At 46.0% G+C, this 23,128-nt stretch carries 15 protein-coding genes; 1 reads left to right on the forward strand and 14 read right to left on the reverse strand.

The window, feature by feature from the left end; translation table 11 throughout:
* Window positions 1-150: 150 nt before the first annotated feature.
* The 12 genes from Q0323_RS07800 to groES form a co-directional block, all read right to left on the reverse strand.
* A complete protein-coding gene (locus Q0323_RS07800; RefSeq protein WP_298053261.1) occupies window positions 151-3,141 on the reverse strand; it encodes a TonB-dependent hemoglobin/transferrin/lactoferrin family receptor in 2,991 nt (996 codons plus the stop codon).
* Window positions 3,142-3,602: 461 nt separating this feature from the next.
* A complete protein-coding gene (locus tag Q0323_RS07805; protein ID WP_298053263.1) occupies window positions 3,603-4,628 on the reverse strand; it encodes an SEL1-like repeat protein in 1,026 nt (341 codons plus the stop codon).
* Window positions 4,629-4,759: 131 nt separating this feature from the next.
* Window positions 4,760-6,841 (reverse strand): RNA degradosome polyphosphate kinase, encoded by a 2,082-nt coding sequence (locus Q0323_RS07810; protein WP_298053264.1) that lies wholly within the window; start codon window positions 6,839-6,841, stop codon window positions 4,760-4,762.
* A 113-nt stretch (window positions 6,842-6,954) separates the two neighbouring features.
* Window positions 6,955-7,740 (reverse strand): tetratricopeptide repeat protein, encoded by a 786-nt coding sequence (locus Q0323_RS07815; protein WP_298053266.1) that lies wholly within the window; start codon window positions 7,738-7,740, stop codon window positions 6,955-6,957.
* 175 nt (window positions 7,741-7,915) lie between these two features.
* The gene (locus Q0323_RS07820) at window positions 7,916-8,452 is read right to left on the reverse strand and encodes a hypothetical protein (RefSeq protein ID WP_297943412.1); all 537 of its coding nucleotides are present in this window, start codon (window positions 8,450-8,452) and stop codon (window positions 7,916-7,918) included.
* A complete protein-coding gene (locus Q0323_RS07825) occupies window positions 8,449-8,991 on the reverse strand; it encodes a hypothetical protein (RefSeq protein ID WP_298053268.1) in 543 nt (180 codons plus the stop codon). The genes Q0323_RS07820 and Q0323_RS07825 overlap by 4 nt, the downstream gene beginning before the upstream one ends.
* A gap of 218 nt (window positions 8,992-9,209) precedes the next feature.
* The gene (locus Q0323_RS07830) at window positions 9,210-11,387 is read right to left on the reverse strand and encodes a hypothetical protein (protein WP_298053271.1); all 2,178 of its coding nucleotides are present in this window, start codon (window positions 11,385-11,387) and stop codon (window positions 9,210-9,212) included.
* Window positions 11,341-13,425, reverse strand: a complete 2,085-nt coding sequence (locus tag Q0323_RS07835; protein WP_298053273.1) for a replicative DNA helicase — start codon at window positions 13,423-13,425, stop codon at window positions 11,341-11,343. The genes Q0323_RS07830 and Q0323_RS07835 overlap by 47 nt, the downstream gene beginning before the upstream one ends.
* Window positions 13,426-14,387: 962 nt before the next feature.
* Window positions 14,388-15,455, reverse strand: coding sequence for a flavodoxin-dependent (E)-4-hydroxy-3-methylbut-2-enyl-diphosphate synthase (gene ispG, locus Q0323_RS07840; RefSeq protein ID WP_298053276.1), 1,068 nt, complete (start codon window positions 15,453-15,455; stop codon window positions 14,388-14,390).
* 626 nt (window positions 15,456-16,081) lie between these two features.
* The gene (locus Q0323_RS07845; protein ID WP_298053279.1) at window positions 16,082-17,146 is read right to left on the reverse strand and encodes a hypothetical protein; all 1,065 of its coding nucleotides are present in this window, start codon (window positions 17,144-17,146) and stop codon (window positions 16,082-16,084) included.
* A 595-nt stretch (window positions 17,147-17,741) separates the two neighbouring features.
* Window positions 17,742-19,379, reverse strand: coding sequence for a chaperonin GroEL (gene groL / locus Q0323_RS07850; RefSeq protein ID WP_298053281.1), 1,638 nt, complete (start codon window positions 19,377-19,379; stop codon window positions 17,742-17,744).
* Window positions 19,380-19,391: 12 nt separating this feature from the next.
* The gene (groES, locus tag Q0323_RS07855; protein WP_298053285.1) at window positions 19,392-19,655 is read right to left on the reverse strand and encodes a co-chaperone GroES; all 264 of its coding nucleotides are present in this window, start codon (window positions 19,653-19,655) and stop codon (window positions 19,392-19,394) included.
* Window positions 19,656-19,861: 206 nt separating this feature from the next.
* Between groES and Q0323_RS07860 the strand changes: the two genes are divergently transcribed.
* A complete protein-coding gene (locus Q0323_RS07860) occupies window positions 19,862-22,108 on the forward strand; it encodes a hypothetical protein (protein ID WP_298053287.1) in 2,247 nt (748 codons plus the stop codon).
* A gap of 58 nt (window positions 22,109-22,166) precedes the next feature.
* Here Q0323_RS07860 and Q0323_RS07865 read toward each other — a convergent pair whose 3' ends face one another.
* Window positions 22,167-22,376: a hypothetical protein gene (locus Q0323_RS07865; RefSeq protein ID WP_298053289.1), complete on the reverse strand. Its 210-nt coding sequence runs from the start codon at window positions 22,374-22,376 to the stop codon at window positions 22,167-22,169.
* A gap of 97 nt (window positions 22,377-22,473) precedes the next feature.
* Window positions 22,474-23,109: a hypothetical protein gene (locus tag Q0323_RS07870; RefSeq protein WP_298053292.1), complete on the reverse strand. Its 636-nt coding sequence runs from the start codon at window positions 23,107-23,109 to the stop codon at window positions 22,474-22,476.
* Window positions 23,110-23,128: the final 19 nt, after the last annotated feature.

Here is a 23,128-nt window from a genome sequence, read left to right on the forward strand (position 1 = left end):
AATTTGAAATTTACACGCTGCATAAAATTCGGAAATCTAAATGATACCAAATGATTTACTATAGCCATCTTTTTAAATTTAGTAATAAATCTATAAATTTTGATTCCAAAGGCTTTTGTTTTAATAAGACGTCAAACACTTGATTAAATTTTAAAACTGAAACTCCCATGTCAGTTTATAGTTCCTACCCGGCGAGTAAAAACGGTTGATACCAAGTCCTGTTTCTTGATCTATCAGATTGCTAGTTCCAAAAGGCCTTATTGATCTGGCGCTTTCCCAAGTGATATATTTGCGATCGGTTATATTATATGCGCCTGCACGAAGAGTTAGATATTTGATCGGCTTTACATATGTTACGAAGTCTATCGTGGTATATGCGCCGCTTCTCCATTCCACTTCGCTATTGCTTACAGGTTTGCCGTTTACGATTTTGCCGCTTCGCGCTTGCTCATACCAATACATATTATAGGTGTCGTCTCCTTTTTTTGCAGCTACCGCAGTTACAAATAGATCTGCGCCGAATTTATCGCCTGGGCTTTGGTAGCTTACGCTATAAACCGCCGTTCTAGGCTGGATCGCATTCATCGGGGTATCTATTTTGCCATTACCTATGTCCATTCTACCCTTTTGGATACTTAGCTTGTATCCAATGCTAAAACCCTGCAATTGCTGCCAAATTTGATCCAAAGCCAGTCTCGAATCTATCTCTATTCCTCTTACTCTTGCTTTTGGACGATTTACGTTTTGATACACAGAGGTAGGCAGCCTGCTTCCACCGTTTCCATAAGGAAGCTGAAATTCCCCCTTATATTGTAAATCTATAAAATTCCTATAATCCGTTTGGAATAAATTCAATGTAACAAAGCTTGGCGAATTATGAAGCGTAAAGGCAATCTCTTTAGTCTTTGCCGTTTCTTTTTTCAAATCCAAATTCGGATATATCGAAAAATCCGGATGCTGGAAAGTGAAGTAAATTTCGTCCGAAGTAGGCGCCCTAAATCCGTTTGCATATTTAAGTTGAAGTCTGAAAAAATCAAGTGGATCGATGCTTGTAGCTAAAGAATATGAATTTGCCGAATATTTTCTCTTCTGAGAAGCTAAATATACGGCGTTGGCTTCTGCATTTGCATCTTTGTGAGCTTTTATCTCTTTTTGAGATGGAGTGCCGGGAAGCGGCGTATAAGGAACAAACATTCCGATAAATAGATCAGTTGGAATTTTTGGCGTAACGCCTGGAGTATAAGATGGATTGTGTTTAACCTTATCATATCTATAATTAAGATCAAAGGCCAAAACATCGTTTATACGAAAGTCATCTCCCACATAAAGCGCTCCGGTTTTGGTCTCAACTGGAATAAGGAAGCTAAAAGGATTGTCTTCGTGGCCGCAAGCGTCATTATAGGTAGAGGCATTGGTATATGATTGGCATTTATCTGGATACCAAGTGCCTAATATGGGAAACTTAGGATTAGTATTTCTAACTCCAGTAAAATATTTAGCCCACCATTGTTTATTTTTAGGAGAATAACCCGCCCTATTTACCATACTTTTATCGCTTTTACTATAAAGCCCTCCGTAACTTAAAGAGTGTTCTGTGCTTTTTATATGAAAGTCTTTTGTAAGGTCAAGATTAAACTGCTTAGTATTGGTGTTTAAATCTCTATCCTTCCAGTTGTTTTCTACGTATCCGTTTTGGCTAGGTAAAAGTATCTCATCCGAACCAACCGGTGATAATTTGCCGTAATTGCCTTTACTATAAGGCGTAGTTACTTTATTTATTGAATATGTTTTATATGTACCGCTATTCGTATCAAAAAGAGTCATACCTTTAGAGCAATCATATTCATCACAATTGACATAGGCATCGTCATTAGGTTTATAACTGCTATATGCATTCATATCTAATATATGGGATTCGTTTTTTGGATTATCCGGATCTGAAAAATCAAACTGACTATCTACTAACGTAGGCATGAATCCCCACTTTAGCCATGTCTTTACTTCCCCTCCATATTTATCTACCATTTTTCCGTCTTCATTTATATGAAGGCCGGATGGATTTGAATTTCCCGCGCAATTATCACCCTCGCAATACTCATCCGTTCTTGCTTTTAACTTAATATGTTGCTTGTTATAGCTAAATTTTAAGCTATCCCACAAAGGCGTTTCATCGAAATTTTCGTAAGAAAACGAGTAATTCTTTCTTTCGCTTCTATCGTTAGTGTGTCGTATATCGTTAGTCAATGCTCCCCAAGGGGTTTGCGTATTATAAAGAGCAAATTGATTCGACCAGTCTATTCCCTCTGATTTTATATTAGACTTATCGTATCCTAGGCTAAATCTATCGGTATCGGTGGGTTGAAAACCAAATTTGACAAGGGTGCTTTTCTTGTAAATTCTATACGGATCGGGCTTTTCCCTAACTTTTCTGATGACGGTTGGGTCATAGTCTTTATAACCCCAGTTTTTTAGTTCATGTCCTTCTCTATCAGTATGAATAGCCAAAAGATCAAACCACTTAAACCGAACTGCAGCTGCGTGGCTTTGCCAGTTTTGTCTATCCGCACTTTGATACCCGCGCTTAAATCCGTAATACCAATCCTTCTCCGTTAGATAATCTCTCGCATCCTTTGTCTCAAACGCTACTGAGCCACCTAGCGCGCCCGAGCCTCTTTTTACCGAATCTGCACCTTTAGTGATATCTACTTGTCTTACGTTTTCAACCTCAACGCCGTTTCTAGTGTTATTAAAGTTTCCATATCCTTCAAATAGATCTTTAAAACCTTGCGAGCTTAGTGTTTCTGCTTGGCGAAGTCCATCTATACTGATATCGACGCGATTTTCATCCACGCCGCGGATCGAATAACCACTAGCACCGAATCTTCCGCTTTCGACAACTGAAACGCCGGTTTCGTGACGAACCATATCTCTACTATCGCTAACTTGCTCTTTGGCAAGTTGCTTGGCGCTCTTTTTGGTTTCGCCGACTTTTTTGGTAAGCGGGTCGCTTTCTACGTTTCCCGTAACATTGATCTGCCCTAAATTTTGGGAGCCACCTTCGCTATCGTCTTGCGCAGCTAAAGTGACTGCACATAAACATAGCGTACCTATAGCCGCAACAGAAAGCCTAAGTAAGCTCATTTTGATCCTTTTATAATACTATTTCTCATATGCGTTATTAAAAACTGCGATATATTAGTGAAAAATTCTTTAAATTTAAATTAAAAAGAATTTATTTATCATTTATAATTATAGCGCTTAATTTAATTTAAAGAAATCCCAGCCTTACGCTTTTGTATATTAAATTTATATTTTTTAAAATTACAAATTTTTACTTTAAATTTGAAAGTATTTTAATGAAATACTAAACGATGATGGGGTAAATAAATTTTGAAATTTTAAGTTAAAAAATTTTAAAATTTTATCATAAGTGAGTGGAATTTTATCTACGCGCAGTTTATAGCTGACATCATGGCAGATTGGTATTTCTAGGAAGCTGCGCCTAAGATAATTTATAAAATTTAGAATTTTAAAATTCTAAAAAATTGATAGCTCGCTGATTGCGTAGCCTTGTTTGCGCGAAAGCATGCAAGCTTCACGGATTAAGGCGCGCTCGGTGCGATGCCGTGTTTATTATCGATGAGTTCTGCTTCGTTTAATTGCTTGTATTCGTCGCAGCCGATCTGCTCTGCTAAATCGCATGCTTTCCCGTAAAATTCTTTTGCTAAGGATCTATCTTGTTTAATATGCCATCCATTTTTGTATAAATCCCCGAGATAACTACACGAGTCCGCATCCCCGCTCTCGCAAGTATTTTTAAGCAAATTTAGCCCGCTTTGATATAGGCTTTCTGCTTTTTGGTAATTACCTGCTTTGTAAAAGTCTCCCAGAGTCAAGCACGCCGCCGCCCTGCCGCCATCACAAGCCTTTTGGTATAAATCCGCAGCCTTTTTGAAATCCTTCTCTACGCCCCTGCCGTCTATATATAGATCCGCTAGGCGCTGGCACTCATATAAGTCGCCTTCATCGCATTTCTTTTGATTTATTTGAGCCTTCTTTTGGTACAAAACAGCCGCTTTTTTATATAAGCTCTCCGACTTTTGCAAGTCCTGCTCGACCTTGTCGCCGTTTTTATATAAATATGCAAGGTTATTGCACATATCTGCATCACCGTTATCGCAAATCATTTGACGCAAAACCATAGCCTTGTGCTTGTCTCTTGGGACGCCGATACCAGATTCGTATGAAATTGCAAGCAAATTGCACGAAAACATATTGCCGCCGTCACAAGCCTTTTGATGCAGGCTCGCCGCCTTTTGATAATCTTGTCTAACGCCATAGCCTTCAAAGTATAGTCCTGCAAGCTCATAGCAACCGGTCATATCTCCGTCATCGCAGGCTTTTTGATAAAAATTCGCCGCTTTTTGATAGTTTTGAGTGACGTTCCTGCCGAATCGATATAAGTTTCCGAGCCTATAGCAACTTCGCGTATCTCCACCGTCGCAGCTGCGCTGCCACATTTTTATCGCTTTAGGATAATCGCCGTCCTCATAGAGCTTATCCGCGTCTTCAAAGACTCCCCCCATGCAAAACATAGCTATAACGGCTAGATAAAGATATCTTTTCATTTAATCCCTTTGAAATTTCTGTAAATCTACTCGCGCATTCACGGTGTAAAATTCTGCATCTAATATTTTATGATCTCGGCTTGCGCGCGGGCTTAATGCCAAGCGGTCTAGCGCGCAAATCCGGCGCGCACTTAACTCTCCTTCAAAAGCTTAGTTAGCGCAGTGCCGCTTTCGTCGTGTTTGCGGATATTTTTATAAATTTTACTAAAATAAGCTTCTAAAAATTCCTGATCGTCGATCTTTTCTTCGCCCTTTTTCGGCGCGATCTTTCGGTACTCGCCGCTGCTTTGCAGCTCGAATGCAAGCTCGTTGTCGCTTAGCTGAAGTTTTAAAATTTCTTTGAGCTTGTTTTGCAAATTTTCGTTGTAGATCGGGCTCATCAGCTCCAGTCTGCGCTCTAAATTTCGCGGCATCCAATCCGCGCTCGCGATATATAGGCTGGGCTGCGCGTGCGCGAAATAAAAAATTCTAGCGTGCTCCAGGTATTTGCCGACGATCGAGATCACGCGGATATTTTCGCTGACGCCCTTAAGTGCTGGGCGCAAGCAGCAGATGCCGCGCACGATGAGATCGATCTTTACGCCCGCGGCGCTTGCTTTATACAGCGCCTTGATCATATCGCCGTCGACAAGAGCGTTCATCTTAGCGATGATCCTGCCGGCAGAGCCTTTTTTCTCCTCGTTTTTTATCATCGCCAGGAGTCGCTCTTTGATCTGCATCGGCGACATAGCGAGGTTGTCAAGCTTGCGGTTTTTGTTGTAGCCCGAGAGGATGTGGAAGAAATTCGTCGTGTCCTTATCGAAGCGGTCGCCGCAGGTAAAAAAGCTCACATCGGTGTAAATTTTAGCGCTCGAGCCGTTGTAGTTGCCCGTGCCTAGGTGGATATAAAATTTTAGCTTGCCGTCCTCTTTTTTGATGATCTGAGTTACCTTGGCGTGGACTTTAAAGCCCGTGATGCCGTAGATCACGTGCGCGCCGGCGTCTTCGAGAGCCTTCGCCCAGTGCAGGTTGTTTTCCTCATCAAACCTCGCCTTAAGCTCGACCATCACCGTTACCTGCTTACCGTCGCTTGCGGCCTCGATCAGGCTTTGAACGATCGGGGAGTTTTTCTCCACGCGATATAGCGTCATACGGATCGAGATGACCTTTGGATCTTTGGCGGCCTCTTTGATGAGCTTTTGGACAGGATCGAAGCTCTCGTAAGGATGGATCAGCAGGATATCCTCTTTCTCCATCGCGCTCATAACGGAGGTGTTTTCGTTAAAGGGGGGCAGAGTTTTTGGCAGATATTGAGGATGGGCTAGAAAGGAAAAATCCTTATTGGAAGCGATCTCCCAAAGCCCGTCCAGCGTAAGCGGCACGGCGCATTCATATATATCTTTGTAAAAAATTTTAAGATGGGAATTTAGAAATTCCAGCAGTTCGGCATCGGCGTCTTTCTCGATCTGAAGCCGCACGAAAGCCCCTTTACGGCGCAGCTTAAGCCCCGCTTCCAGGATCATCATAAAATCGTCCGCTTCCTCCTCTTCGATCACGATGTCGGCGTTTCGCGTGACGCGGAAAGCTGCGGAGCTGATGAGCTTATAGCCCGGGAAAATTTCCTCCGCGTGGCGTTTTACGATGGTGCCGATCGGCACGTAGGTGTTTTGCGCGACCTGCACGAAGCGCGGGATCACGCGCGGAATTCTAATCATCCCAAAATGCACCGACTCGGGCGCGCCCTCGTCGCAGAGCTTGACTGCGAGGGAGAAGCTGAGATTATTTAAATGCGGGAATGGATGGGTCGCATCGACTGCGATCGGGACGATGACGGGCATTATCTGCGAGAAGAAAAACTCGTCCGCTGCGGGCTTTAGCTCGGGCTGCAGCTCGTCGTAGCTTTTGATAAAAAGCCCGTTTTTGCAAAGCTCCTTTTGTATGCCGAAATACTGCTGCTCAAGCTCGGTTTGTTCGTTTCTTAGATAGGAGCGGATCGCGCGTAGCTGCTCGAGAGGCGTCATCTCGTCATCTCCGCTGGTTATAACGCCGGCGGTGAAAAGCTGCTTCAAGCCCGCCACGCGGATCATATAAAATTCGTCTAAATTCGTGCTGTAAATCGCTAGAAATTTTAATTTTTCAATTAGCGGGATATCCTTTTTGCATTGTTCCAGCACGCGGGTATTGAAGCGCAGCCAGCTTAGCTCGCGGTTTATAAAATTATTTTGTGTTTGCATAAAAACTCCTTTTTGAATATTAATTCTAAGATTATAGCCCAATTAAGATTAAATTTTAAAGTCCGAATTTCATGAGCTTGCAAGTGGGGTAATTTAGTATTTAAAATTCTACCCTAATTCCCTATTTTTCCTAAATCCTTGCACATTTGCGTGTCGCCGTCTTTGCAGCCCAGCTGCAAATACCGCCTTAAATATAAAATTTGCTCTTTCTCCTCCTCGCTCATATCAAGCACCCATTTGCACGCCTCCTTTACATTACCCCTGTCGCAAGCCTTTTTACAAAAATTTTTGCCTTCATTTTTATCTACTTTAGCCCACAATAGCAATCCGTAAGCGTAGCACGAAGGGTAATGCTCTCCGTTGCAGCCGATTTCATAAAATTTCATAACCTCATTTATATTCTCATTCTCTCTGTTTAACGATGTGGCAAAGTGCCCGCATCCTGCGGGATTTCCCGCATCGCAGGATTTTTTAAAATACTCTTTTGCCACAAGCTCGTCTTTTTTTACGCCTTCACCATAAAAATATAAAAGCCCGTAGTCATCACAAAATTTCGCGTCCAGCTCGCAAGCTCTTTCGTAATATGTCTTGATTTTCGCGTGTTTTTCGTCCAAAGAAGTAAGCGAATACGCTTGTCCCATAAAAATGCAGCCTTTGGCATATCCCAAACTGCATGATTTTTCAAAAAATTCCAATGCCAAATCATCGTTTTTTCGTGCGCAAGATTTATTATTTAGAATTAAAGCCGCCAAATAACATGCTTCGCCGTCACCGCTACTGCATTTCTTTAAATTTAAATCGTAAATATCGCACGCAGGCGCCCCTAGAGAATAAATTTCGCTTACGCTCTCAGCCTTTAAAAACAGAACCGACGCGAGTATAAAAAATAGCGCTTTCATTTCAGCCTTCGTAAACAATATAAATTTAAATCAGAAAACGACGTAAATTTTATCTCTTTGCTAGCGGCTGCGCTTTGGTTACGCTCTGCCGAGGCTTGCGTTATTAAAGGCGCCAAAATTACGGGATAGAATTCTTTCATTATCGCTCTTTCCCCCTCTTTGGATTTGCCATCTTTTACTCCTTGGTTGAATTTTCATTTTCATGGTATTTTTGATAAATTTTCCCGTATGCCTTTCTAGCACATTTTACAGGATCGCGATCTTTGCTGTCGCGCAAACAGTCGTCTAGAGCTTCTCTTAGTTCGCAAGATTTTAACTTAAGTAGTTTTTTCTCATCATTAAATTTTTCGCAAGCTATAACATAGTTACTAAAAGCCCTTTCGATATTGCCTCTTCTCATAATGTCAAATATTCCCAGATTGTAGCAGGACTCGGCTACGCCTGCCTTACAAGATTTATCTAATGGCGCAACCGAGGCTTCGCGCATACCCAGTTCAAAGCCCATAATATAACCCACATCGGCGCACCCGATCATATCTCCGCCATCACATTTTTTAGATAAAATTTTTATCAGCTTAGTGCATGAGCTATATTTACCGTTTCCTTTATCGCATTCGTTGTAAAGATTTTCCTCTTCAGCCGTAGGCTTATCCGCTATTGCGATAGAAGCTAAAAATATCATAGAATAAAATATAAAGCATAGCCTTGTCATTTCAACTCCCCATATAGTTTATTATAAATTTCTTTCATTTTTCCTCTTGGATTGCACTCTTTATCTTCCATACAAATTTTAAGTTCATCGTAAAATCCGCAATACTCATGTGCAGATTCCGAATCCATACTACATATTTTTTTAAAGCTCTTTAAAACTCTATCTGTATTTCCGGTGAAATACAGATCTTCCCAATTAAGGCATAAGCAACTCGTCATTAAATTTGCATCGCAACTTTTAACAAGATAATTTATAGCTTCTTCGTCTCTATTTAATGTCAATAAAAGAAGCGCATTTAATTCGCAACTTAAATAACGCCTATCGTCGTCGCACTCTTTAGATAAAATTTCAACGAGTTTATTGCACGAGCTATATTTTCCATCACCGTAATCGCAGGATTTAAAAAGCATCCTTTGCTCTTCGTTATTAAAATCCTCTAACTTTATCAAGCTTGTCAAATGCGATTTTGCTGCAGCGGGGATGGCTATTAATGCCACCATAAACGTGAGTATATAAATTTTAAGATAGAATTTTTTCATTAGTACTCCTTGTTTTAAGCGACGATTATATTTAAAAATTTTTAGCTGCTTCTTAAAATTTAAGAGGCACGGCGGTGCAATAAGTGCGCCGTAATCCCACCCGCCTGCGCTTAGATGAAATTTTAAAATTTAGCCGCCCGCTACGCACGAAAACTCCATAATCCGCCGTAAAATTTCGCTCGCAATGAATCTAAGTTGCGCGGGCATAATCCGCCGCCCTACTTCCCGTCTAAATTTAAAATTTTACTCGAAATTTCATCTATCGTCGCGTTGAAATCCTCCGCCAGCGCGCGCTTTAGCTCCTCTTTCGCCGCCATCATATCGCGCACGATCGCAGCTTCAAACTCCTCTCGGTTCAGCGCCTCGTCGCCCTTAGCAAACGCAAAATCCAGCCCAAACCACGTAGCCACGGCAAACGCAGGCACGCACACCACCGCGCCCGGACCGCACACGAGCCCCGCACTACCGCTAGTCGCGCTGGCGCCCGCCTTGGTAAGGGTCTTCGCGCCCGTCTTGGCCGCAGTTTTAGCGAGGCTCTTGCTTATCAGCTTTGCGCCCAGCACGCCACCCAGCGCCCCTAGCCCCGTCCCGCTCGCGCGATACGCCTTGCTTTTTAGGCTGAAGCTCTGCGTGACGTTAAGATCGACTTTCGCGCCGTATTTTTTGAGCGTAAAATTTAGCGAGCTCTCATAATTTTTGACGTTTGCCGCAGCGATTTTAGCGATGTTTTCACCAAAATCTTTCGGAAAGCTTTCGCTTACGAAGCCCGCGAATTTCTCATTCAGATACGCCCCCGCGTCATCGTCCCACACGCCGTGCCACAGCACCAGATAATCGCTCAGAAACGAGTAATTGAAATCCGCCATTTTCTGCGCGCTGAGCCTCGCGCCCTCGTCGTAAACGGCGTCGATGTAGCTATTCAGCGCAGATGCGGCGTTTGCCTCCGCGGCGAAGCGCGTAGCGTTTAGCTCGCCTCTTAGAACGTCCGCCTCGCGCGCGCTTAAGATCAGCCGCTCGCCGCTTTGCAGCACGATCTGCACGCTCGTTTCGACCGCGCTTTTAGGATGTGTGCCCTCCGCTCCGCTGCCTGCCGTGCGCGTCTGCGCGGCGCAGATCAGACACAGCGTGACGTAGGCAAGCGCAAATATCGTGCCGCTAAAGCGCCCTATTTTGGGCGCGGCTGCGGCTCGCGGCATAAAAAGCACGAAGGCGCAAAGATGCAAGATCGCGCAGTAAAAGAGGAAATCTCCCGCGCAGATCAGAAACAAAAGAGCGATTTTTAGCGCGCTAGGGCTCTGCGACAGCGCCAGCTCAAACAGCGCGTTTTTGTAAAATTTCAAAGCGTAAATTTCATTTAACAGGGCGGATTTGAAGTGCGCTTGCGGCGCGGTAGATTTTAAAATTTCAAAAATTTCGGCTACCGATGCGGAGTTTGTCGCAGAATTTTTGGCGGAACTATCAGCAGCCATACTCGGTGCGGCGGGATTTTGGGCTAAATTTTTCGCTGCGGCGGGGCTAGTCGTAGAATTTTTAGCGTTGATTTGCAGCGCAGCGGCAGTATTTGCCTTAGAATTTTCAGCCGAGACCTGCACCGCCCTGACGGAGCCCGCTTTAAAATTTGCGGGCGAAGCGGTGAGATTTTTAGCGGCGTTCGGCGCGGGCTTGATAATGCTATTCGCCTCGGAATTTCGCACAACCATGGCGACGTTGTTCGCCGTGAAATTCTTAGCGGAATTATCTGTTGCAAAATTTCCGACGGGTGCGGAAGCGTCGTTTGTCGCGAAATTTCCCATGGATGCGGCGTTGCGGGCGGGCGGGGTAAAATTTATCGCAGAATTTAAAGAGTGCGCAACTGGATCCGCAGCGTCCGCAAGCCGCAAATAGGCTAAATTTAGAGCGAAATTTACCGCTACGGCAAGCGCGGCGAGCAGCAAAATACTAAGTTTGAGCGATAAAATTCTAGGATTTTTAATCTCTTTTAGGCTAAGCTTAAGCACCACCAGACGCATCAGAGCAAGAGCTGCAGGCAGCGCCGCGAGCGTCACGAATAGCTCCGCGCCGCGCAGATCGGCTATGCCTAGCGCCAAAGTGGCGCTTAAGATAATCGCGCCCGCGCAGGCAAAAACCCCGCTTATCAGCCTGCCTCTAAAAATTTTAATCAAAGTCCCGCCGCTGCGAAATAGCGCCGCATTGGCGCGCTGCTTCGCCTCGTAAAAAAAGCTAAATAGCACCCAAAATAGCGCGTAAGCCCAAAACGCCGCCAGCGCGCAAAAGCCCACGTCGTCCCAATCCTGCGCGTAAAGTGCGAAACAAAAAACGCTAACGATCAGCGCTAGCCTAAGCGCTATTTCACAGATCCAGCGGCGCGTCGTCATCATCGAGCCTGTTTGCCTCATTGATCTTTGGAATGCCCATCTCTTCGATATTTAAAGGCGGCGCGGGTTTAAATTTTGCCTCATCCTCTTGCGCCTCAAAAGGCAGTTCATCGCCCTCGCCGCTTTCAAAATACGCAGCGTTCACTTGCTGCGTGTTCTTTGCGCCTTGCGATACGCCTTTTGCATCTTGCCGCGCGCCTTTTGCGCCCCGCGATGTGTCTTTTACGCCCTGCGGAGTGCCCGTTAAATTTTTATGCGCGCCCTCTGTTTGAGGCGCGACGACGCCCGCTCTCGTATCATCTAAATTTTGCCCCTGAAATTCTTGCTTTTGCGGTGCGTTCTGTGCCGCACGACGCACCTCTGCTAAGCCCTGCTCTGCGCTAAATTTAGACTCGCCGTCTATCTCCTCGTCGCTTTCGCCAAAGCTAGGCATCTCATCAAAATCTATATTTACTCCGGAATTTCGGGCGCTAGCGGATCTTTCATTTAAGCTTACGCTGCTGTTTTGCGCTTCGTTAAAATTTTGCGCTTCATTAAAATTCTGCGTTAAATTTTGCTGCAAATTCTGCGCCGTATCGAGGCGCGGCGCAGCAGGCTCCTCGAAGCCCTGATCTTGCAGCTGCGAGACGTAGTCGAGATTGTCGTTTTCGTTAAAGATCGCACTCTCGCTGGGCTCGCCGCCGAAGCTCGTATCGACGAAGCGGGTAAATCTGCCCTGAAAGCCCACCTCGATCGTCCTGCCCGCCTCGCCCGAGCGGTTTTTTCCGACGATGATTTCGGCCTTTTCCTGATAGTCATTACGCCTAAACACGGGCTCGCCCGCGTCCTTACCCTCGGCCTCCAGCCGCGAAATGCGCTCGCGCTCCATCTGCTCTTTATAAACCTCGTCGCGATAGACGAAAAGTATGATGTCGGCGTCCTGCTCAATCGCGCCGCTTTCGCGCAGATCGCTTAGCATCGGGCGTTTGTTCGAGCGCGCCTCAAGCGAGCGGTTTAGCTGCGATAGTGCAATGATCGGGATGTTGAGCTCGCGTGCTAAGAGCTTAAGCCCGCGCGAAATTTCGGCGATTTGCAGGTGGCGCTCGGAGTAGTTGCTCGTGCTCGTCATAAGTCCGATGTAATCGATCACGCAAAGCTCGATATTGGCGTCCGCGGCTTTGAGTTTGCGCAGCTGGGTGCGGACTTGGTGGATGTTTACATAGCCGCTGTCATAGACGAAAAGAGGCATATTCAGCACCGCGTCGCAGGCGTCGTTGAAGCGCGTCCAGTCGTCGTCGCTGAGCTTGGCGCTCATTATGTCGCTTAGCGGGATCGAGCTAAGCGCGCTTAGTATGCGATACATCAGCTGCACGGATGGCATCTCTAGCGAGAAAAATACGACGCCTTTGCCGCTTTGCAGCGTTTTCATCATTAAATTTAGCGCAAAGGCGGTCTTGCCCATGCCGGGGCGGGCGGCGATGATGATTAGCTCGCCGGGCTTTAGCCCCTTCGTGCAGTCATTTAGGAAGCGAAAGCCCGTATCCAGCCCCACGAGCTCCGAGCCTGCGAGTGCCTTTTGGCGCTTCAGCTCCTCTACTACGTCAGCGATGATCTCGTGTGATTTTTTGATGCCGCCGTGGCGCTCCTCGTCGATAAGCTCGTAAATTTTGGAGCTGATCTTATCGGCGGTGTCCTTGCTACGCACGGCTTCGTTTACCATCGAAGGGATCTCGTGCGCGACCTTGATTAGCGAGCGTTTGATCGATTTTTCGCGCAGCTCGAGCGCGTATTTTGGGGCATCGACCACGCCGCTAGTGGCTACGACCTCGGTAAATGCGCCATCGTCGTAGCGCTCGGCTAGCCATTTTTTAACGAAGCTCGGCGCGATCGGCTCGTTGTGTGAGGAGCATTTGACGATCGCCTCGTAGATGTCGGCGTGCGGCTTGTAGAAAAAATCGCCGACCGAGATTATCTCGCTCAGCTCGCCGTATTCGTCCTCGTTTTGCAAAAGCGAGCTTAAAATCGCGCGCTCCATATCCAAATCGTATAAATTTGCAGGCACATTCTGCTTCGTTGCCATCGCTTCCCCTCGTTTCGCGCGCTTTTGCGCGTCTAAATTTTAAGCTCTATAAAATCGTAAATTTAAATCCGCAGCCCTGGTCCAGCGCTTTCGAAAACTGATGCAGCTTTAAGCGCTCGTCACGAGACCTTAGAACTATCGCGGCTTTGAAAATTTCGCGCTTCCGAAAGCCGCGTAATTTTAAGCCGCTGAACTCTTATGCCGCATATACCGCGGCAACTTTAAGGCTACACCCAAAGGCTGCGGCAGCGGATTTAAAATTTTGAAATTTCATAGAGCTTGAAATTTCGCTAGGGCTTATAATTCTTTAAAATTTTAAGCCCGCCCATTAAAAATTTGGCGCCTTAAAGCTCGGGCATTAAATTTTGCGCCCGAGCTACAGCGAGCGAACCTTTCTAAATTTAAACCGAGCGTCGCGATTTGAAATTTTTCAAACTCCTTAAACAATGAGCCGAATGCCGTGGCATTTAAATTTAACGCTCGCCCGCTGTTTCGCAAAACAGTGCGTCTATCGCGATAAATCGCGCTAAATTTAATGCGGCTCGACTTCCGCGCCGTGCCTTGAAATTTTACGCCGCTGAGCTCTATGGTTTAAAATTTTACGTATCGAAATTTCACGCCGCAAATTTAGCACCGAATCGCGAGGCTCAAATTTTAAAATAAAATTTCACGGCGAATTGCAAAGTTAAAATTTCAAACCCAAAATTCCAAAACGAAATCCTAGAGCTAAAATTTTAAACCTGAAATTCCAAACTAAAATTCCAAGCCGCACTCTCAAAAGCTCAAATTTAAAAACGTTGCCCTAAAGATGAAATTTTAAAATTTCACGCCTCAGACGCGCTGTACCGATAAACCTAGACGAACCGCAGTGAGCCCAGCGCGACGAAACACGAAAGCGCAGGACTAAGCCACGCGCCGTAGCGGCTTTTAACCGCTTTAACCGGCTAGGCGCCCCGCAGCTCTCACGCTCCTTCGCGAATCCGCACCTCGTCCTCGACCTCTTGCAAAAACCGCTCCACGAGCTTGCTCTCCTCGAGTTTGGCGACCACTTCGCCGTGGCGTATCACGATGCCGCGCCCGTTGCCGAACGCGATCGCCACGTCCGCGCCCTTCGCCTCGCCGATGGCATTTACGACGCAGCCCATGACGCTGATATTTAGCGGCGTTTTTATATGCGCGGTTTTTTCTTCGACGATTTTGATCGCGCTTAACAGATCGCTTTGCAAACGCCCGCAGGTAGGGCACGAGATGATATTGACGCCGCTTTTTTGCACGCCCGCGTCCTGTAGGATCGCGCGCGCGACGCGGATCTCCTCCTCAAGCTCGCCCGTGATGCTCACGCGCATCGTATCGCCGATCCCCTCCATCAGAAGCGCGCCCAGCGCTATCGCGCTTTTGATGCTCGCGTGAAATTTCGTCCCGGCCTCGGTTACGCCCAGATGAAAAGGATATTCGCATAGCGGGCGCAGCGCGCGATACGCAGCCACCGTGCTCGGCGCGTCCGAAGTCTTAAGCGAGATCGCGATATCGCTAAAGTCCTCATCCTCAAGCAGCGCGGCGTTATACAGCGCGCTTTGTACCATCGCCTCCACGCTGCGACCGTATTTTTGCTCAAACTGCTCCTCTAGCGAGCCCAAATTTACGCCGATGCGGATAGGCAAGCTGCGAGCTTTGCACGCGCGCACGACCTCTTTAATGCGGTCCTTGCCGCCGATATTGCCCGGATTGATGCGGATAGCATCGACAAACTCCGCAACCTGCAGCGCCAAGCGAAAATTAAAATGGATGTCCGCTACGATGGGAAGCGGCGAGCTTTTTTTGATACGTGCGAGCGCGTCCGCGTCCGCTTTATCGAGTACGGCGCAGCGCACGATGTCGCAGCCCGCGAAATACAGGCGGTTAATCTGCTCTAGCGTGCCCTCCACGTCCTTCGTTTTAGAAAAGCTCATCGACTGCACGGAGATGGGCGCGTCGCCGCCAATTTTGACGGAGCCGACGAAGATTTGGCGGGTCGGATAGCGATTTTTCAAATTTAAGCCTTTAGAATTTTTTGCGCTATTTTATTCAAAACGGGGTTAAAATTTAATAATTCGCGCTTGCCAGCCGCCATAGAATTTCGCCTGCAAAATTTCACCCGCTAAATTTTGCTTTCGCGCTTGCAAAAAATTTCATTTCGCCGCGGAATTTGAGCGAATAGAGCTCTATAAAATTCCGTCATTTAATAAAATTCTAAAAATTCCGGCGACAAATGAAACTCTCAAAATTTGATGGCAAGCGAAATTTAATAAACCACGCAGCTAAGCAAAATTCTGCGAATTTAGCAGGTGGGCGAAGTCCTCGACATAAAATTACGAAATTAAGCTCTTGAAATTTCGGTGAAATTTTAACAGCAGTATCGTCGCAGTGCCTGCTCGTGCAAAACGAGTGCAGTCCGGTTTATCCTAGCAGCGCGGCATGCAGCCGTGAAATTTCAAAGCCCGTGAATGAAATATGAAAATTTTATTTTTAATTGCAGCAGTAGGGAGCATTGTTTCGCACGGCGACAAAGCCGAAAAAACATCAGCGTTCGTGTTTTTGCAATGCAAGCGCCGTTCTTACAGAGGCAGTAAAATTTAAACCGCCTACGCATATAAATTGCGCCGGCGTGCCGCCTAGGCTAGCGCACTAGCTCCATATTCACCTTGACCCTGCTCATCTTGTCCTGCAGCATATCCATCACCGACTCATTGCGCGACGAAGCGTCATCCGTCGGGGCTTCGTGCTGCTGCCACTTGCTTTTCGGCGCTGCGGGGCCCCACTGCGACGAAAATATCAGCCCGCGCTTTTTCTCGGTCTCAGGCGCAGGCTCGTAAGGCTGTGGAGCGGGCTTCGCCCAACGCTCATCATAACGCATCGCAGCACCTTGCCCTAGCGCATTACCCCGCTTTGGCGACGGCATCCTACCAAGCGTGCTACCGCCAGAGCGCCCTATCGCACGGCTAGAGCGAGCAGATGTGGGAAGATAGGGCGCGCGGGCATTTTGACGAGCCGTATACTTCGTGGCGCTCGAATGAGATGCAGCTGTATGCCCCATAGCGCCAGAACGAGTTGCACTATAGCCGTAGCGAGCTTGCGGCTGTGCAATTTGAGTCGTCGTTAATTTGCGAGCTTGTGCGTCTACAATTTTGCCGGTCTGATCATCTGCACCTCCGTGAGTTTGCGCGCTTGCGCTTCTCCGCATATCTGCGCCTCTGTAAGTTTGCTCCGTATCGCGGGCGCTTGGCGCCTCGTCCTCATAGATACGGATCTTTGGCAAACGCATCAGCGTCGCGACTAGACTCTTACTAGCTCTATTTTGACTGCTTGATTGATTAGCTGAGCGCCTAGATGCTTTATTTCTCGCAGAATGCGATGCGGAATTTTGCCCGGGATTTTTAGTAAAATTTTTCGCACTTTTTTGCGTGAAATTTTTAGCGAAATTCCTAGACGCACGCGTATTTTTTGTGAGCTTGGATTTTGAAAGGCTTTTAGCATTTGCAGATTTTTTAGCATGCGGCTCGGTAGAGGATTTCACCGAAGTATTTTTACTCGGATGATCTTTGGCTCGTAAATTCTGAGATGAAATTTTAGATTTATGGTTTTGCTGCGCGGCGGTAGATTTGTGGCTTTGCTGCGCAGCAAAAGCGCTAGAGAAGCTCGTCAAAATGAACGCAATTAAAAAAATACGAGCTAAATTTTTCATCGTTTTCCTTTCCATGGATTTTAGGCGAAATTTAGCAAAGCTTAGATTAAGCCGCGTTAAATTTAATGAGTGAGGCTATGAAATTTCAGCTCTAATTCCAAGCCGTATCGCCAAATAAAAACATTGATAAAGGCTAAGCTGTAAAAATTCCACAGCTAGGATTCTGTTTGGCAATAGAATTTTATCACATTAAAAATATGACGCCACAGCAAAATTTTATCTTGTAAGCGTTTAAGAAGGAGAGCTAAAAAATTTTAAAGTTTTAGAATTCTGCGCTTAAATTTTGAGTGGCAAGTCAGAATTTAAGGTAAAAAGCAAACTCATATAAAGCTTTTAAATTAAAGGATAAAACGGCAAAACTGCAAATTCGCGGTGAGATACGAAATTCGCGAGATCAAGCGGTAACTAAAAATTACACCACTTAATCGTTAATTAATAATAAATCACCGCGCTTTAGACGTATCTAAAACGCGGCACATATCATTTTAGCGGCGTGTAGCTAAAATATCGCCGCATATAAGGCATTGCAGAGCGCTGCAAAATCTCACAGCACCGTTGCAATGGCATAGGAGTGCCGAATGACGCTCCTATGGGGCTACATCATTCCGCCCATGCCACCCATTCCGCCCATATCAGGCATTGGAGGCATTGCAGGTTTCTCCTCTTTGATCTCGCTTACGGTCGCTTCGGTCGTTAGAAGTAGGCTTGCGACGGATACCGCGTTTTGAAGCGCGATGCGCTCGACCTTCACAGGATCGATGATGCCCGCTTCAAACATATTGACGTACTCGCCGTTTGCGGCGTTGAAGCCGAATTTTTTATCTGAGCCTTGCTCGACCTTATTAGCTACGACGCCTGCGTCAAATCCCGCATTTTCGGCGATCTGGCGAAGCGGAGCGAAAAGCGCGCGCTTAACGATGTTTGCGCCGATAAGCTCGTCGCCGCTTAGAGCTAGTTTTACGCTAAGTCCCGCTCTGATTAGAGCAGCGCCGCCGCCGATTACGATACCCTCGTCTACGGCTGCTTTAGTTGCGTTTAGAGCGTCGTCCACGCGATCTTTTTTCTCTTTCATCTCGGTTTCGGTCGCAGCGCCCACCTTGATGACCGCGACGCCGCCGCTAAGCTTAGCCATGCGCTCTTGAAGCTTCTCTTTATCGTAATCGCTCGTAGTCTCGGCGATCTGAGCCTTGATCTGCAAAACGCGCGCGTCGATATCTTTTTTCTTGCCCGCGCCGCCTACGATAGTGGTGTTGTCTTTGTCGATCACGATGCGCTCGGCTTGTCCAAGATCGGCCATAGAAGCACTTTCTAGCGTTCTGCCAAGCTCCTCGCTGATGACGGTACCGCCCGTTAAAATTGCAATATCTTCAAGCATCGCCTTTCTGCGATCGCCAAATCCAGGGGCTTTGACCGCAGAGATGTTTAGCACGCCGCGAAGTTTATTTACGACTAAAGTCGCAAGTGCCTCGCCCTCGATATCCTCGGCGATGATTAGAAGCGGTTTGCCGCTTTTTTGAACCTGCTCCAAAACCGGTAATAGGTCTTTTAAATTTGTAATTTTTTTGTCAAATAGAAGTACTAGCGGCGAGCTTAGCTCAACTAGCATTTTCTCGGCATTTGTAATGAAATATGGGCTTAGATAGCCGCGGTCAAACTGCATTCCCTCGACTACGTTTAACTCATCATTGATCGATTTTGCTTCTTCAACGGTGATGACGCCGTCTTTACCGACCTTCTCCATCGCATCTGCGATCAGATCGCCCACCGCGCTGTCGTTATTAGCAGAGATAGTAGCAACCTGAGCGATCTCTTTTTTGCCGCTTACTTTTTTAGATGATTTTTTTAGCTCCTCGATAACCGCAGCGCTAAATTTATCCATACCGCGTTTAACCTCGATCGGATTTGCGCCCGCAGTTACGTTGCGTAGGCCCTCTTTAAAAATCGCGTGAGCTAGCACGGTTGCTGTAGTAGTGCCGTCGCCTGCCTGATCGTTAGTTTTACTCGCTACTTCGCGCACCAAAGAAGCACCCATATTCTCGAGCGTATCTTTTAGCTCGATCTCTTTAGCCACGCTAACGCCGTCTTTTGTGATCGCCGGAGCGCCGAAGCTCTTTTGGATTAAGACATTGCGACCGCGAGGTCCCATCGTAACTTTTACAGCATCGTTTAGCTTCCTAACGCCCGCGTAAAGCTTGTTTCTTGCATCGTCTGAAAAAATAATCTCTTTTGCCATTTTTAATCCTTTTTATTTAATTATGCCTAAAACATCTTCTAAATTTAAGATAAGAAATTTCTTATCGTCTAAGCTGATCTCGCTACCTGCGTATTTTGCAAACGCTACGGTATCACCATTTTTGACGCCTTCACATTCGCTGCCGACGGCTACGATTTTGCCGGTCGAAGGCTTCTCTTTTGAAGCATTGTCTGGGATGATGATGCCCGAAGCGGTCTTTTTTGTTTCCTCCCCGCGCTCTATTAGAACGCGCTTGCCAAGTGGTTGAAATTTCATTTCAGTCCTTTCTTTGATTTGTGATTTCTAAAATTGGCACTCAATGTGTTTGAGTGCTAAGATTATATGCAAAATTTAAAATCTTGTCAATAGTTTATGAAAAATTTTTATAAAACTTTAGTGATTTAAACTCAAGTATTGAGATTTCAAACGTTAAATTTTAAGGGCTATAATACCCTCAAATTTTAAATTTTTAAGGGGACGAAATGAAAATTTTCGGCATAATCGCAGGAATTTTAATCCTGCTTATAGTATGCGCAGGCTGCCTATTTTTCAGCGATTTTGGCAACAATCTCACCAAGCCTTACGTAGAAAATTTGATCAAAGAAAAAAGCGGGCTTGACGTGAAACTTGAGAAATTCGATCTAAATTTCAGCGATCTGGACATCAGCGCCAACGTAAATGACGCTGCGAACGTAAACGTAAAGGGCAAATACTCGCTTTTTGCGCGCTCTTTCGATCTTATCTACGACGCAAACGCGCACGATCTAGCCAAGCTCGGCATCAAAACGAGTGAAGGGCTAAGCCTAAAAGGGCAAATTTTAGGCGATCTTGACAAATTCGGCATCAACGGTAGCGGGCGGATTTTTGATAGCAACGTAAAATTTTTAGCAAATTTAAAAGACCTTAAGCCGCTTGATCTGCAAATCGACGCTAAAGCTCTAAACGTCGAAAAAGCCCTTGCCGTGGTCTCTCTGCCGATCTACGCAAAAGGAAATATCGACGTGCTCTCGGACATCAAGGCTAGCAGCGGCGGCGCAGAGGGCAACGCGAGCATCAAAAGTTCAAATTTGATCCTAAACGAATCTGCGTTTAAAGATATGAATATCTCCATCCCAAAGGGCGTGCAAATCACGCTAAACTCGGACATCGCGGCGCAAAATGACGTCCTGCGAGCAGCAAGCAAGATCGATTCGACTCTGGGCAAAATCAGCGCCGAAAAGTCGGAATTTGATCTGAAAAACAAAACTTTAAACTCAGATTTTAATCTAAGCTTGCCCGATCTAGCGAAGCTCGAAAGCCTTATCGGGCGTAAAATTTCGGGCGACGTTAAAGCAAACGGAAATTTAAAGACCGATTTTTCTACGCTTGAGCTTTCAAACTCGCAAATTTCGGCGTTTAAAGATGCGCTTAAAGCGGATGCGGAGGCTAAATACGATCTAAAAAACAAAAACGGCGAGCTGTCCGCGAAGCTAAATGCAAACGATCTGGCTGCGCTGCAAAACGTCCTGGGAGTGAAGCTGCAAGGCAAGGCAAACGGCGAGCTCAGCGCGGCGTTAGCGCAGAACGAACTTAAAAATCTAAGCTTAAATTTAAATGCTATGGGCGGCAACCTGAATGCGAGCGGAAATTTGAGCGATTTAAAGCTTAAGGCGAGCAATTTAAATCTGGCCGTGCTTTCGGCTCTGTTTTACGGTAGCGCCATCGGAGAGGGCACGATAAACGGCGATGCGAAGTTAAGCTTAAAAGACGGCATCAACGGCACGGCGCAAATTTCGCTCGCTAGCGGCGTGATTTTTAAGAAATTTTTAGACGGCGCGACGGACAAAAACTTCCCGAGCGATCTGAAAGCGGACGCACAGGCTCAGACGAATATCAAAAACTCCGTCGCGACCTTTAGCGTAAGCGCAAACTCCGATCTAGCGCAGCTTCAGAGCCTAAACGGCACCTACGAGCTCAAAAACAAAGCGCTTAAAGCAAACTACGCGCTGCTGATCCCGAGTTTGCAGCGACTCGAGTTTTTTCTAAATCGCAGACTAAACGGCAAGATTGCCGCTACCGGCGAGCTTTCGCACGACGGCAAGAGCCTGTTTGCGACCATAAATTCCAAGGTTGCGGGCGGCGAGTTAAACGGACAGATTGCGGGCGATGAAGCGAACTTTAAAATCCAAAATTTTATCGTCAAAGAGCTTACGACGCTTCTAAATATCGATCACGTCTACGACGGCACGGGCAATGCAAATCTTACGTATAATACTAGCTCGCACAGCGGAAAATTCGACGCGATCATCAATAACGGTCGCCTTCCTAGCGGCGGATTGATCGATAAAATCGGCAAAATTTTAGGCCGCGATCTAGGCGGCGAGGTCTATAACGACGCCAAAGTAAACGGCACGATCAAGCAAAATTTAATCAATTTCAACGCCGATATGAGCGCGCAAAAAAGCAAGCTAAACGTAACGGACGGCACGCTGGATAGTAAAACGGGCGCGATTTCGGTGCCGGTTAAGGCAAACATCGAAAAAACCGATCTTGAAATAAACATCACCGGCACGATTAAAGAGCCGAAATACAATATCCAATCGGACTACCTCAAGGGCAAGCTCGACAAGCAGATCGGCAAGGGCATCGACAAGCTTTTCGGCGTGAAAAAGGACGATAATAGCAGCAAAAACGACGCGAAAAAGGAGAAATCAGACGTGGTTAAGGGGCTGATAAATGGGCTATTTTAGCCCATTCGCTCCCATTTGGAGCTTAAAATTTATGGATACTGCTAAACGAGCGCGAGATTTAAAATTTTGAAATCTTGCGCAGTTTAAATTTTGAAATTTTATGCAGTTTAAAATTTAGAATTTTGCGCTTGCCGGCGCAGCTAGAGCCGCAAAATTTCAAAACTCGGCGCACGCTATTTATCAAAATTTTAAATCTCGTTTCGGTCTGTTTTTGATGACGATTTAAATTTATCGCCGTAAGCTTATCCTGCTCGCGCGCTATCTGCAATGAAATGTACGTCGCAACCTAGCGTCTTTTAAAGTGTTTCGTATCGATACTGCGCACCGTGTTTTCTTGCCGCCGTTAAAATTCTGCGGCGCAATGTTTATTGCAGTTGGCGCCATGCTTGATAAAATTTGCCCGCCATTATCGCAAGAAAAATGAGCGTCAAAGCTCCAAATACCGTAGCCGTAAATTTATCATCCGTCGTAGCGTATTTGTCATATCTGAATTTCATCAGATACTCGCGCTGCGGTGGGTCGACGCTCGCATTATAATCCAAAAATAAAACCTGATACGCCGTGCCGCGACCCTGAAACGGAAACGGACGGCTTTGATACCAAGCTTTAACTCGCTTGCCTTCCAGCCATTCGTATGCGATTAGCGAGATAGAAGGCTTGATATTTACGCCTTGCCACTCGTCCGCTCCTGAGCGCTTAAAATTAGCTTCAACAATTGCCGCATTGAGCAAAATTTTATTTTTATAAAAAGAGGTTAAGTTATCCGTATCGTCATTTAAAAAGACTTTGATAAATTTGCGCTCATCCGTAAAAATCTGCATATATTCGCGCCCATCATCGCTTCTGACATCCATGATTATTCCATTTGCGATTTTCAGATCGTCTAAGCTTTTCGGATTCAAGCTAAAAAGAAATCCGTACCACATCGCCGCCAAATAAAATGCGATCATAAATAGATCGAACTTGCGATCTAAGTTATACCAAATTTCGCCGAGCTTCATCGATCATTACATTGTAAGT

It is taken from the genome of uncultured Campylobacter sp. (assembly GCF_938030145.1).
In the GTDB taxonomy this organism is placed as follows: domain Bacteria; phylum Campylobacterota; class Campylobacteria; order Campylobacterales; family Campylobacteraceae; genus Campylobacter_B.